We start from the raw sequence: 12,798 nt of genomic DNA on the forward strand, positions 1-12,798 counted from the left end.
TAACCGAAGGAGCCGTGACATGAAAGGCAAGAGAAGAAGACACAGAACCACGCTCGTCGTGGCGTTCGCCCTGATCGCCGCCCTCGGAGCGACGATCCCGGCCACGGCCGAGACCCCGTACCCCTTCCGCGACCCAAGTCTCCCCGTGAGTCAGCGCGTCGACGACCTCCTGGGCCGACTGACCCTCGACGAGAAGATCTCCCTCCTCCACCAGTACGAGCCCGCGATCCCGCGCCTCGGCATCCAGTCCTTCCGTACCGGCACCGAGGCCCTGCACGGCGTCGCCTGGCTCGGCAAGACCACTGTCTTCCCACAGGCCATCGGACTCGCCTCGACCTGGGACCCGACCCTGATGCAGCAGGTCGGCTCGGCGGTCGGCGACGAGGCCCGCGGCTTCCAGCAACAACGCCCGGACGGCTGGGGGTTGAACCTCTGGGCACCGGTGGTGAACCTCCTCCGCGACCCACGCTGGGGCCGCAACGAGGAGGGCTACAGCGAGGACCCCGAACTGACCGGCGCCCTGTCCACCGCCTACGGCTTGGGCCTCACCGGCGGCGACCCGAACCACCTCAAGACGGCCCCCACACTGAAGCACTACCTCGCCTACAACAACGAGGTCGACCGCGCGACCACCTCCTCCGACCTGCGCCCACGGGTCGAGAAGGAGTACGACGAGGCCGCCTTCAAGCCGGCGATCGCGGCGGACGCGGCCACGGGCGTGATGACCTCCTACAACCTGGTCAACGGCCGCCCCGCCACGGTGAATCCGGACCTGGACGACGTCGTAGCGAAGTGGACCGACCAGCGCCTGCTGAACGTCACCGACGCCTTCGCCCCCGGCAACCTCGTCACGCCCCAGCAGTACTACCCGACGATCACCGAGGGCGACGCGGCGGCACTCAAGGCGGGAGTCGACAGCTTCACGGACAACAGCGCGGACCCGGCCCCGACAACGACGGCGATCAACTCGGCCTTGCAGCAAGGCCTATTGAAGGTGTCGGACATCGACAAGGCGGTGACGGACATCCTCTCCGTCCGCGTCCGGCTCGGTGAATTCGACCCGGGCGGCGGGAAGTTCGGCTCGATCGACGCGTCGGTGATCAACAGCCCGGCGCACCAGAAGCTTGCGCGTAAGGCGGCGGCCGAAGGCGCCGTACTCCTGAAGAACAACGGCGCGCTGCCGCTGGGGAGTTCGGCGAAGAACGTCGCCGTGGTCGGCCCTCTCGCCGACACCCTCTACACCGACTGGTACTCGGGCACCCTCCCCTACGCCGTGACCCCCGCGAAGGGCATCGCCTCCAAACTCGGCACCGGTGTGGCCACCAGCGAGGGAGTGGACCGCATCGCGCTGCGCGACACGGCCACCGGCAAGTACGTCACGGCCGGCACCGGCGACGCGGGCGCGCCCCTCACGGAGACCACGAACACGGACACCACCGCCCAGTTCGACACCTTCGACTGGGGCTCGGGCATCGTCACCCTGCGCTCGGCCGCCAACGGCAGATACGTCGGCTACAACTGGTCGAACTTCGTCAACGACCAGACGCAGCCCAACGGTTGGTACGTCCAGCAGCAGTTCAAGCTGGAACAGCAGGACGACGGCACGTACTTGCTGAAGTACGCGGGCTACGAGACGTCCGAGTCCTGGTGGTCGAGCCCGGTCTACCTCGGCCCGACCGACGCGAACGGCACCCTCGGCCTGGTCACCAAGGACCAGGCCGCGCACTACACGAAGGACGTGGTCCGCAGCGGTGTCGCCGACGCGGTGGCGGCGGTGAAGGGCAAGGACACGGCGGTCGTCGTCATCGGCTCCATGCCGTCGATCAACGGCCGCGAGGCCCACGACCGCACCGACATGGCCCTGGCCCCCTCGCAGGAGGCCCTGGTCAAGGCGGTCCACCAGGCCAACCCGAAGACGGTGGTCGTGGTCGAGAACAGCTACCCCACCACACTGGGGGCTGTGCAAAAGGAGGTCCCGGCCGTCCTGTGGACCTCCCACGCCGGCCAGGAGACGGGCAACGCCCTCGCCGACGTCCTCTACGGCGGCGTCAACCCCTCCGGCCGCCTCACCCAGACCTGGTACCGCTCGGACGCCGACCTCCCGCCGATCCTCGACTACGACATCATCAAGTCCGACCGCACCTACCAGTACTTCCAGGGCACACCGCTCTATCCCTTCGGCTACGGCCTCTCGTACACGACCTTCCGCTACGGCACCCTGAAGCCGGTCGCGGGCGGCTACGAGGTCGCGGTCACGAACACGGGGAAACGGGCGGGCGACGAGGTCGTCCAGCTCTACACCCACCAGCGCACATCCCGCGACAAGGAGCCGCTGAAGCAGCTCAAGGCCTTTCAACGGGTCTCGCTCAAGCCCGGGGAGACAAAGACGGTCCACCTGAAGATCCAGCGGAAGGACCTCGCCCACTGGGACGTCACCCGCTCGAAGTGGACGGTGGAGAGCGGTACGTACGACGTGATGGCCGGAGCGTCCTCCACGGACATCCGCGCCCGTACGACCTGGCAGGTCCACGGGGAGACCATCCCACCCCGCGACCTGTCGCGAACGACCCGCGCGGAGAACTTCGACGACTACTCCGGCATCCATCTCGTCGACGAGTCCAAGGCGAGCGGTACGGCGGTGGGCGCGGCGGCGGACGGCGCGTGGCTGAAGTTCGCGGACAGCCAACTGGGCACGAAGGCGACGAAGTTCACGGCCCGGGTGGCGGGGACGGCCGCCGGCACGATCGAGGTCCGGCTGGGCTCCCCGACGGGCAGACTCGTGGGTACGGCACACACGGACGGGACGGCATCGTCGTACGACTACGAGACGGCGACCGCCGACCTGTCGGGCGCGGCGAAAGGCCGTAGCGACGTGTATCTGGTGCTGAGCGACGGCTTGCGACTGTCGACGTTCAGCATTCACTGAACCGCATGACAAAGGCCCCGCCACTCGAAAGTGGCGGGGCCTTGACAAACATGGGATGAGTGGAGATGGCGGGAATCGAACCCGCGTCCACCGGTGCAGAATCAGGGCTTCTCCGTGTGCAGTTCGCTGTGATTTTCTCGGCCCCGGCGATCACGCGAACAAGTCGCCGACGGGCCCAGTCACTGTTTGATTTCCCATCGAACCCCGTGACCGGGCTCGATGGTTTAGTTCCCTAGATTATGCCAGGATCCGGGTCGGGAACACCCCCGGGCTGACACCCTTTTAGGGTCCTTCAGTCGCTGTTATTAGGCAGCGAGGGCGAAGGACTGGGAATCGCTCTTGGAATTGGCGATTATTGGTTGCGACATATGGTTAACGAGATCATTGCCGCTTCCTCGACACGCTTCACCTGCTTCAACAGCCGCTGTCGAAACCGATCATCCCCATGTTTATTTTTCAAGCCTCTCCGTACTTCTCCAAGAGAAGAGGCACACACCTGCTGTGAGGTGCGGTGTCCATCGTACGTGAACAACGCACGTCGATGCCACCGTATTCCTCGCGGCTACTGGCCCCGCTGGCGCCGCTTCGCCGCAGCGATCGCGCGGTCCGACTCCCGCCGGTCCTGCTTCTCGCGCAGGGTCTGGCGCTTGTCGTACTCCTTCTTGCCTCGGGCGAGGGCGATCTCGGCCTTGGCCCGGCCGTCCTTGAAGTACAGGGCGAGGGGCACGATCGTGTGACCCGTCTCCTCCGCCTTGGACCCCAGCTTGTCGATCTCCTCGCGGTGCAGCAGCAGCTTGCGCTTGCGGCGGACCGTGTGGTTCGTCCAGGTGCCCTGGCTGTACTCGGGGATGTGGGCGTTGTGCAGCCACGCCTCACCCCCGTCGATCTGGACGAAGCCGTCCGTCAGCGAGGCGCGCCCCTGGCGCAGCGACTTGACCTCGGTGCCGGTCAGGACGAGCCCGGCCTCGTAGGTGTCGACGATCGCGTAGTCGTGCCGGGCCTTCTTGTTCTGCGCGACGATCTTGCGCTTGCCGTCCTTGGCCTTCGCGGCCCCGCCGCCCTGCTTGGGCTGGGACTCCTTGGGTACGTACATTCCCTTGCTCATAGTGCTGCCCATTTTCGCACTACGAGGGGGTCCGAGGGAAAGGCGATTACCGAGAGCGGAACGGACGGCTAGGACGCGTCCCCGAGACCGCTCAGTACCGTCTCGGCCCGTTCCACGGCGGCCTGCCCCTGTGCGGTGACATCGAGGTCGGGGGTGATGCCCCGGCCGTCGACGGTGTGGCCGGAGGGGGTGCGGTAGTGGCCGACGGTGAGTTCGGCGACGGCGCCGTCGGGCAGTTGGCTCGGCATCTGGACGGAGCCCTTGCCGAAGGTCCTGGAGCCCACGACGACCGCGCGGCCGCGGTCCTGGAGGGCACCGGTGAGCATCTCGGCCGCGCTCATCGTGCCGCCGTCGACGAGCGCGACCAGGGGTCTGGTGGTGTCGCCGCCCGCGTCGGCGTGCAGGGCGTGCTGCCGGCCGTCGACGTCGTAGGTGGCGACGAGGCCGCCGTCGAGGAAGGCGGAGGCGGTGGTCACGGCCTCGGTGACCAGGCCGCCGGAGTTGCCGCGCAGGTCGAGGATGAAGGCGGAGTCGGCGGGAGCCTGTCGTACGGCGGTGCGGACGATGTCGCCGACGCCCTTGGTGAACGCGGCGATCCTGATGACGGTGACCCCGTCGGCCGGTCTGGTGACCGTCACGGAGTCGGTGGAGAGGCGGGCGCGGCGTACGGTCTCGCTCCACGCGTGCGTGCCGCGCTCCAGGCCGAGGGTGACGGCGGTGCCGGCGGCGGCGTCCTGGGCATCGCCGCGCAGTAAGGAGACGACCTCAGTGACCGGCTGTCCGTCCACGCTCTCGCCGTCGACGCTGCGCAGCCGGTCGCCCTTACGGACCCCGGCGGTGGCCGCGGGCGACCCGGACTGCACCTTGGTCACCTCGATCCGGCCGTCGCGTTCCCGGCGGGCCCAGAGCCCGACGCCGGTGTACTGGCCGTCGAGGGCCTCCTCGAACTCCTCGTACTCCCCTTGGGAGTACACGGCACCCCATCGGTCCCCGCTGCGGCTGACGGCCCGCTCCGCGGCCTCCATGGGCGACTTGCCGTCGGCCTTGGCCTCGGCGGCGGCCTTCGCGACGTCCTCGTGCGCGACAGGCGCCGAACGGGCCGCGCCGGCCGCCGCTTTCCGCTCGGCCCGGTCGGGTTCGTCGAACGACCCGGTCGCCGCACCGGCCACCAGCACACTCGCGAACACCAATGTCAGGGCGGCCCCGCGGCGGATGCGGCGGGGCTGACAGAACAGGTCACGACCTGACATGGCGGTGAGTCTAGGACAACGCGAAGGGCCGCACGGGCGGTTGCCCGTACGGCCCTCTTGGCATGCGTCACACCTTGAGGTACTTGCGCAGCGCGAAAAACGCTGCCAGCGCCGGCATCAGGAGGCTCGTCGCGAGGATGAGGGGGAGCTTGGTGAGGACGGCGTCCCAGCCGATGAAGTTGATCAGGTTCAGCTTGTGGGCCAGGTCCAGGCCGTGGTCGATGATGAAGTACCGGGCGATGACCAGGAATCCGCAGGCGACGGTGCCGCCGATCAGTCCGGCGACCGCGGCCTCCATGATGAACGGCGCCTGGATGTAGAAGCCGGACGCGCCGACCAGGCGCATGATGCCGGTCTCACGGCGACGGCTGAACGCCGAGACGCGCACGGTGTTGACGATCAGCATCAGGGCGACCACCAGCATCAGCGCCATGACCGCGCGGGCGGCCCAGTTCATGCCGTTCAGCAGCCCGAAGAGGTTGTCCAGGATGCCCTTCTGGTCCTGCACCGACTGGACGCCGTCACGGCCGTCGAAGGCGGTCGCGATGACCTGGTACTTCTCCGGGTCCTTGAGCTTGATGCGGTACGACTCCTGCATCTGGTCCGGCGTGAGGGAACTGGCCAGCGGGGAGTCGCCGAACTGCTCCTTGTAGTGCTTGTACGCCTCGTCCTGCGACTCGTACGTGACCTTCTGGACGACCGACATCTTGTCGAGGTCGGACTTGATCTGTGTCTTCTGGTCGTCGGTGACCGCGCCCTTGGCGCAGTTGGGGTCGGACTCGGCGTCGCTCTTGTTGCAGAGGAAGATCGAGACGTTGACCTTGTCGTACCAGTAGCCCTTCATCGTGGTGACCTGGTCGCTCATCAGGAGCGAGCCGCCGAAGAGGGCCAGGGACAGGGCTACGGAGACGACGACCGCGAAGGTCATCGTCAGGTTGCGGCGGAGACCGACACCGATCTCGGAGAGTACGAACTGGGCGCGCATGGCGGCTTCTTCAGGCCTTTCCGTGGACGGACATCAGACGGCGGTCGATCGGCTGTCAGTGCTGGTAGCCGTAGACGCCACGCGCCTGGTCACGGACGAGGCGGCCGCCCTCCAGCTCGATGACGCGCTTGCGCATCTGGTCCACGATGTTCTGGTCGTGCGTCGCCATCACCACGGTGGTGCCCGTCCGGTTGATCCGGTCGAGCAGCTTCATGATGCCGACGGAGGTCTGCGGGTCGAGGTTGCCGGTGGGCTCGTCCGCGATGAGGAGCTTGGGCCGGTTCACGAAGGCTCTCGCGATGGCCACGCGCTGCTGCTCACCACCGGAGAGTTCACCGGGCCTGCGGTCCTCCTTGCCGCCGAGCCCGACGAGGTCGAGCACCTGGGGCACCGACTTGCGGATCTCGCCCTTGGACTTGCCGATGACCTCCTGCGCGAAGGCCACGTTCTCGGCGACCGTCTTGTTGGGCAGCAGGCGGAAGTCCTGGAAGACGGTCCCCAACTGGCGGCGCATCTGCGGCACCTTCCAGTTGGAGATGCGGGCGAGGTCCTTGCCCAGCACGTGCACCTGGCCCTGACTGCACCGCTCCTCGCGGAGGACCAGCCTCAGGAAGGTGGACTTTCCGGAGCCGGAGGACCCCACGAGGAACACGAACTCGCCCTTCTCCACTTCCAGGGAGACGTCCCTGAGAGCGGGGCGGGTCTGCTTGGGGTAGACCTTGGAGACACTGTCGAATCGGATCACGGGTGCACCACGGGTAGCCGGGGGTAGGTGAGCGTGACCATACGCGACCCGGGTGTGCCCGCGCAGTCGGCGTCCGGGGTTGTGCGAGGCTTGCACGTTTTGTCGCGGATTTGAAGGGCTGGAACGCACAGGGTCGGGGCAGGATAAGGCGAGCCGCGCCGAATCCCGCGGAACCTGGCACAGTGGAGGGGGAACGGGGAACGTTCTCGTCTACCGAGGCGTTGAGTCAGTGGAAGCCGGTGCTAGGAGGGCGAGCGCATGACGTACGACCGGTTGGTGTGCGCGAACTGCGCGGCGCCCGTGAACGAGGGCCGCTGCCCCGTCTGCCGCGCGAACCGCGAGCGGCTGCAGCAGGAGAACCCCTGGGGCAATCTCAACCCCATGGCGCTGATCGCCCTGCTCGCGGTGCTGATCGCGGCGCTGGCGCTGGTGGCGCACCAGACCGCGTAGGCGGCCGACAGGAGCACACACGAAGGGCCCGGAGCGAGCGCTCCGGGCCCTTCGTCGTACGACGTGCGTACGTTCCGTACGGGGGCGGCTACCGTCAGGCAGCCGCTCCGCCGCGGCCGCCCGCGAGGCGCGGGAGCACGCGGAAGCCGATGCCGCCGGCGATCATCGTCGCGGCACCGATCAGCAGGAACGCGGTCTGACCGGCACCGGTCTCGGCGAGCTGGTCGCCGCTGCCCTGGGCGCCCTGGGCGGCCGTGTCGGAGCCGGTGTCGGTGAGGGCGGAGGTGCCCGCCTCCTGGGCGGAGGAGCCGCCGTCGGGGTTGGTGTTGTTACCGCCCGTGGAGCCGGAGCCGCTGGTACTGGTGTCCGTGGGGCTGGCCATGGTCGGCCCGTCCGTGGGCTCGGTGGGGTTGCCGGTGGGCTCGGTCGGGTCGCCCGGGGTGGGCGGCACCGACGTCGGCGGCACCGAGGTCGGAACACCTGTCGGGATGCCGGTGGGCACAGTCGCCGTCGGCGTCGGCGTCGGCGTCGGCGTCGGCGTCGGCGTCGGAGACGGCGACCCGTCCTGGGCACAGATGAACCCGAGCACGCAGCTGTCCGCCTCGGCGGCGGATGCGGCACCGGCCGCGGCGATCGAGGCGCCGGCGGCGATCACGGCACCGGCCGCTATCCGCGCGACACGGATCCGCGTCTTGTTGGTCATTAGGTTGCTACCCCCATGTAGCTCGTCGTCAGTGGTGCATCGGTGTCCGGGGCCGTGATCGACGGGGTCGGCAGCTGGCGAAAGCTCAACTCCCCCGGTTCACATGCGCCCCAGAGACACGCATGCCACGCTTCACCCTTCCCATTTTTCAAAGCAACGTCAAGGGCGTTGCGAGCGCAATGTCCAAGTACGGGTTCTTTACTGCGGGTTGGAACCTGTGAGTGTGATGTAAAACCCAGACATCACGGTGTACGCGGGGAACACAAAAGGCAACTGCCGCCCGGTGGACGGCAGTTGCCTTGTCGACAGAGACACGCGCAGGCTTACTTCTCCTGCTGCTTGCGCCAGCGAATTCCGGCCTCCAGGAAGCCGTCGATCTCTCCGTTGAACACGGCCTCGGGGTTGCCCACTTCGTACTCGGTGCGCAGGTCCTTGACCATCTGGTACGGGTGCAGGACGTACGAACGCATCTGGTTGCCCCAGGAGTTGCCGCCGTCGCCCTTGAGGGCGTCCATCGCGGCCTGCTCCTCCTGGCGGCGGCGCTCAAGCAGCTTGGCCTGGAGCACGTTCATCGCGCTGGCCTTGTTCTGGATCTGCGAGCGCTCGTTCTGGCAGGAGACGACGATGCCGGTGGGGAGGTGGGTGAGGCGGACCGCGGAGTCGGTGGTGTTGACGCCCTGGCCGCCGGGACCCGAGGAGCGGTACACGTCGACGCGCAGCTCGGACTCGTCGATCTCGATGTGGTCGGTCTGCTCGACGACCGGCAGGATCTCGACACCGGCGAAGGAGGTCTGGCGGCGGCCCTGGTTGTCGAAGGGCGAGATCCGCACCAGCCGGTGGGTGCCCTGCTCGACGGAGAGCGTGCCGTAGGCGTACGGCACGTGCACGGCGAAGGTGGTCGACTTGATGCCGGCCTCTTCGGCGTACGACGTCTCGTACAGCTCCGTCTTGTAGCCGTGGCGCTCGGCCCAGCGCAGGTACATGCGCTGGAGCTTCTCGGCGAAGTCGGAGGCGTCGACGCCGCCGGCCTCGGCGCGGATGGTGACGACGGCCTCGCGGGAGTCGTACTCGCCGGAGAGGAGGGTGCGGACCTCCATCTCGTCCAGCGCCTTCCTGACGGCCGTGAGTTCGTTCTCGGCCTCGGCGCGGGTGTCCGGGTCGTCCTCCTCCTCGGCCATCTCGAAGAGGACCGAGAGGTCGTCGATCCGGCCGCGCAGGGCCTCGGTCTTGCGGATCTCGGCCTGGAGGTGGCTCAGCTTGCTGGTGACCTTCTGCGCCGCTTCCGGGTCGTCCCACAGGGAGGGCGCTGCCGCCTGCTCCTCAAGGACGACGACATCTGCCCTCAGCTTGTCCAGGTCCAGGACGGCCTCGATCGACTCCATGGTCGAGGAGAGGGACTTCAGCTCTTCGGATACATCGACGACTGCCACGCCCCCAGCGTAACGGCTCCGCCAAGCGGGGTGTGCGCGTGGTGGAGGAGCGAGGTCAGGGCGAGGCCGGTGCCGAGTTGTTCGTGTCCGGGGAGTTCGCGCCGGAGTCGTCGCCCGAGGTGGCCGCCCAGGTGCCGACGCCCACCGCCGCGATCAGCAGCACCGCCGCCGCCCCCAGCGTCAGCCGCCTGCGCCGGGTCGTCGCGCGGTGCCGGGCCGAGCCGGGGCGCGGTGCGCCGGCCGGGCGGGGTGCCCGTGCCGTCCCGCGCGGGCCGCCGGCCAGCTCGTCCGGTGCGGGGACCCGCATCGAGGTGTGGGTGTCCCGGTTGGAGTCGGCGGGCTTGGCGCCCGGCACCAGGGGTACGGCTCCGCGCCGTACCCGCTCCCCGCGCGCGGGGGTGGTCACCGGGTCCTCCTCCAGTTCCGCCTGCTCTTCCTCGGTGTCGGGCTCGTCCACGTCCAGCGGGGGCATCCCGGCCAGTATGGGGAGCTGTTCGCGCAGGCGGGCGCCGAGTTCGGAGGCCCGCAGCCGGGAGGCCGGGGCCTTCGCCAGGCACTGCACCATGAGCTGCCAGAGCTCGTCGGGGATCCCGGGCAGCGGTACGACGGTCTCGGTCACATGGCGGCGCAGCACCGCGCCGGGGTGGCCGCCGCCGAAGGGGGTGAAGCCGGCGAGGAGTTCGTACAGGACGGTCGCGAGGGCGTAGATGTCGACGGCCGCGCGCGGGGGCAGGCCCTCGACGATCTCGGGGGCGAGGTAGTCGGGGGTGCCGATGATCTTCGTGGCGCGGGTGCGGCGCGGGGAGTCGATGAGTTTGGCGACCCCGAAGTCCGTCAGCAGCGCGGGGTGCGCGCCGCCGGGGCCGAGCGGTCCCTGCATGTCGAGGAGCACGTTCTCCGGCTTGACGTCCCGGTGCACCACCCCGGCCGCGTGGGCGGCGGCCAGTCCGTCCGCGATGTCGGCGACGATCGCCACCGCCGCCTCGGGGGCGAGCCGGCGTTCCCGGTCCAGGCGGGTGCGCAGGTCGGTGCCGCGGACGAGGTCCATGACGAGGGCGAGGTCGTTGCCGTCGACGACCATGTCCCGTACGGACACGATGTTCGGGTGCTCCAGGCCGAGCAGGGCGGTGCGCTCCTGGACGAAGCGTCCGACCAGCTCCTGGTCGGACGCGAGGTCCTCGCGCAGCAGCTTGACGGCGACGGGCCCCTCGGGACCCTCACCCAGCCACACCGTGCCGGCGCTGCCCCGCCCCAGGATCTGGTTGGCGGTGTACCGGCTGCCGATCTTCCGTGCCAAGACTGCTCCTACCAGACGCGCGTGTTGTCGTTAAAACTACGCGTCGGATGGGCCAACCTTCACCGCGGCGACGGAAATCACCCACTGGGTGTCGACAAATCACCAAGCTCGCCGCTCAGTTGCCGCTACTCAGCTTCCCCATCCACCCGCTCACGGTGTCGTACATGTGGGTCAACTGCTGCCAGTAACCCCTGGTCGTGTGGAGCCAGTCCTGCAACGGGGTCAACTCCCAGACCAGCCAGCCCGCGACGAAGAGCAGGACGATCGTGAACAGGCAGCCCTTCAGGCAGCCGAGTCCGGGGATCTTCATCGGGTTGGCGCTGCGCTGCCGCGACTGGCGGGGCTCACGCGCCGGCTCCTGCGGCCGCTGCTGGGGCTGCCGCGGCGGGGCGTACTGCTGCGGCTGGTGCTGCTGCGGGTGGCCGTAGCCCTGCTGCTGCTGTTGCGGGCGCTGCGAGGGCCGCTGCTGCGGGCGCTGCGGGGCGGCCTGGCGGGGCTGCTGCTGTTGCTGCTGCGGGCGCGAGACCTGGCGCTGGGGGCGGCGGCGCAGCGGGTCCTCGCCCGGGTCGACGTAGGGCTGGTACTGCGTCTGTTCGTTGCGGTCGCGGGCCGCGCGGAGCTGGTTCTGCCAGGGGTGCGGCTGCTCGGGGCCGCCGCCGGACTGGTTCTGTTGTCCCTGTTGTCCCTGCTGGCCGTACTGGTTCTGCGGCATGACCGTGGTCGGGTCGGCCGCGCCGCGGTGGGGCATCACGGTGGTCGGGTCGGCGGCACCCGCGGGGCCGCCGGTGTGCGGAAGCACGCTGGTCGCCGCGTTCGGGTCGTACGCGCCCGCGCCGTGCGACAGGACCTGCGTCGGGTCCGCCGCGCCGGGCACGCCCGGTACGGCGGCGGGCGCGGGGTCGGGGGCGAGGAGCATCCCGACGCTCTCGGCGGCGGCGATCTGCGCGGAGTTCGCGTGCACGCCGACGCCCTCGGCGACGACGCGCAGGCCCCGGGCGAGGTTCTCGGCGCTGGGCCGTTCCTCCGGGTTCTTGCGCAGGCAGCGCTCGATGACCGTCCACAGGGGGTCGGGGACCGTCGAGGGGCGGCGCGGTTCGGCGCTCAGGTGCTGGTGGAGGACTTCGAGGGCGGAGCCGCCGGAGAACGGCGGGTGGCCGGTGACCAGCTCGTACATCAGGATGCCGGCGCCGTAGATGTCCACGGCGGAGGTCTGCGGGCGGCCCTCGGCGGACTCGGGGGCGATGTACGCGGGCGTGCCGACGAACTCCTGGGTGCGGGTCAGCCCCGGGGAGTCGGCGAGGCGGGCGATGCCGAAGTCGGTGAGCAGCGGGTGCATCTGGCCGCCGCCCTGCTTGAGCAGGACGTTCGCCGGCTTCAGGTCGCGGTGCACGACGCCGTCGGCGTGGCTGGCGGCCAGCGCGTCGGCGACCTGGGCGGTGAGCAGGGCGGCGCCGACCGGGCTGAAGGGGCCGTTCTCGCGCAGGTAGTGGTGCAGGTCGGGGCCCTCGACGAGGTCCATGACGAGCGCCAGCAGATCGCCCTCGACGACCAGGTCGCGGACCCGGACGATGTTCGGGTGGGTCAGGCGCAGCAGCACCGACCGCTCGCGCAGGAACCGCATCACGATGTCGGGATCGTTCGCGAGCTCTTCCTTCAGGACCTTGATCGCGACGGTCTCGCCGGGCTGGCCCTGGACGGCCGCCTCGGCACCAGCGGTCTCGCGCTGGCGGGCCCGCCACACGGTGCCCGTGGCGCCGCGTCCGATCGGCTCCTCAAGCAAGTATTTGCTGCCTACCGGCCGCACGACTGCGCTCCCTGCTGCTTGCCTGTGTTCCGGTCCACTGTAGTGCCGCCCCTCTTGGGGCTATCTACGTAAGCATCGGCGTACATGTTCGGCATGCTCGCCT

The 12,798-nt window shown here is 69.2% G+C and carries 10 protein-coding genes and 1 other RNA gene; 2 read left to right on the forward strand and 9 right to left on the reverse strand.

Annotated features, from left to right (window positions below):
* The first annotated feature begins 19 nt into the window (after nt 1-19).
* Nucleotides 20-2,926 carry a glycoside hydrolase family 3 C-terminal domain-containing protein gene (locus AB0M63_RS35155; protein WP_366022176.1) on the forward strand — a complete coding sequence of 969 codons (2,907 nt, stop codon included), beginning with the start codon at nt 20-22 and terminating at the stop codon, nt 2,924-2,926.
* A gap of 57 nt (nt 2,927-2,983) precedes the next feature.
* On the opposite strand, the gene ssrA is transcribed toward AB0M63_RS35155, so the two are convergent.
* The 5 genes from ssrA to ftsE form a co-directional block, all read right to left on the reverse strand.
* Nucleotides 2,984-3,371: a transfer-messenger RNA gene (gene ssrA, locus AB0M63_RS35160) on the reverse strand.
* 117 nt (nt 3,372-3,488) lie between these two features.
* Entirely contained in the window at nt 3,489-4,019 is a 531-nt protein-coding gene (smpB, locus tag AB0M63_RS35165) for an SsrA-binding protein SmpB (RefSeq protein ID WP_355920440.1), read from the reverse strand.
* An 80-nt stretch (nt 4,020-4,099) separates the two neighbouring features.
* Nucleotides 4,100-5,281, reverse strand: a complete 1,182-nt coding sequence (locus AB0M63_RS35170; protein WP_366022177.1) for a S41 family peptidase — start codon at nt 5,279-5,281, stop codon at nt 4,100-4,102.
* Between the two features lie 67 nt (nt 5,282-5,348).
* Nucleotides 5,349-6,266, reverse strand: a complete 918-nt coding sequence (gene ftsX, locus AB0M63_RS35175) for a permease-like cell division protein FtsX (RefSeq protein ID WP_355920329.1) — start codon at nt 6,264-6,266, stop codon at nt 5,349-5,351.
* 55 nt (nt 6,267-6,321) lie between these two features.
* Nucleotides 6,322-7,011: a cell division ATP-binding protein FtsE gene (ftsE, locus tag AB0M63_RS35180; protein WP_019065989.1), complete on the reverse strand. Its 690-nt coding sequence runs from the start codon at nt 7,009-7,011 to the stop codon at nt 6,322-6,324.
* A gap of 258 nt (nt 7,012-7,269) precedes the next feature.
* On the opposite strand from ftsE, the gene AB0M63_RS35185 reads away from it, so the two are divergent.
* Nucleotides 7,270-7,461: a hypothetical protein gene (locus tag AB0M63_RS35185; RefSeq protein WP_043679302.1), complete on the forward strand. Its 192-nt coding sequence runs from the start codon at nt 7,270-7,272 to the stop codon at nt 7,459-7,461.
* 94 nt (nt 7,462-7,555) lie between these two features.
* On the opposite strand, the gene AB0M63_RS35190 is transcribed toward AB0M63_RS35185, so the two are convergent.
* The 4 genes from AB0M63_RS35190 to AB0M63_RS35205 form a co-directional block, all read right to left on the reverse strand.
* Nucleotides 7,556-8,164: an LPXTG cell wall anchor domain-containing protein gene (locus tag AB0M63_RS35190; RefSeq protein ID WP_366022178.1), complete on the reverse strand. Its 609-nt coding sequence runs from the start codon at nt 8,162-8,164 to the stop codon at nt 7,556-7,558.
* A 323-nt stretch (nt 8,165-8,487) separates the two neighbouring features.
* Complete coding sequence (prfB, locus tag AB0M63_RS35195) at nt 8,488-9,594, reverse strand: peptide chain release factor 2 (protein WP_355920336.1); 1,107 nt, start codon at nt 9,592-9,594, stop codon at nt 8,488-8,490.
* A 55-nt stretch (nt 9,595-9,649) separates the two neighbouring features.
* Nucleotides 9,650-10,891 (reverse strand): serine/threonine-protein kinase, encoded by a 1,242-nt coding sequence (locus AB0M63_RS35200; protein ID WP_355920339.1) that lies wholly within the window; start codon nt 10,889-10,891, stop codon nt 9,650-9,652.
* A 115-nt stretch (nt 10,892-11,006) separates the two neighbouring features.
* Nucleotides 11,007-12,695: a serine/threonine-protein kinase gene (locus AB0M63_RS35205; protein WP_366022179.1), complete on the reverse strand. Its 1,689-nt coding sequence runs from the start codon at nt 12,693-12,695 to the stop codon at nt 11,007-11,009.
* Nucleotides 12,696-12,798: the final 103 nt, after the last annotated feature.

Source organism: Streptomyces sp. NPDC051576 (genome assembly GCF_040681835.1).
Lineage (GTDB): Bacteria > Actinomycetota > Actinomycetes > Streptomycetales > Streptomycetaceae > Streptomyces.

Excerpts from the sequence above, each read along its gene's own strand:
- AB0M63_RS35155 (WP_366022176.1), top strand. The coding sequence starts at position 20 with ATGAAAGGCAAGAGAAGAAGACACAGAACCACGCTCGTCGTGGCGTTC.
- AB0M63_RS35185 (WP_043679302.1), top strand. The coding sequence starts at position 7,270 with ATGACGTACGACCGGTTGGTGTGCGCGAACTGCGCGGCGCCCGTGAAC.
- smpB (WP_355920440.1), bottom strand. The coding sequence starts at position 4,019 with ATGTACGTACCCAAGGAGTCCCAGCCCAAGCAGGGCGGCGGGGCCGCG.
- ftsX (WP_355920329.1), bottom strand. The coding sequence starts at position 6,266 with ATGCGCGCCCAGTTCGTACTCTCCGAGATCGGTGTCGGTCTCCGCCGC.
- AB0M63_RS35190 (WP_366022178.1), bottom strand. The coding sequence starts at position 8,164 with ATGACCAACAAGACGCGGATCCGTGTCGCGCGGATAGCGGCCGGTGCC.
- AB0M63_RS35170 (WP_366022177.1), bottom strand. The coding sequence starts at position 5,281 with ATGTCAGGTCGTGACCTGTTCTGTCAGCCCCGCCGCATCCGCCGCGGG.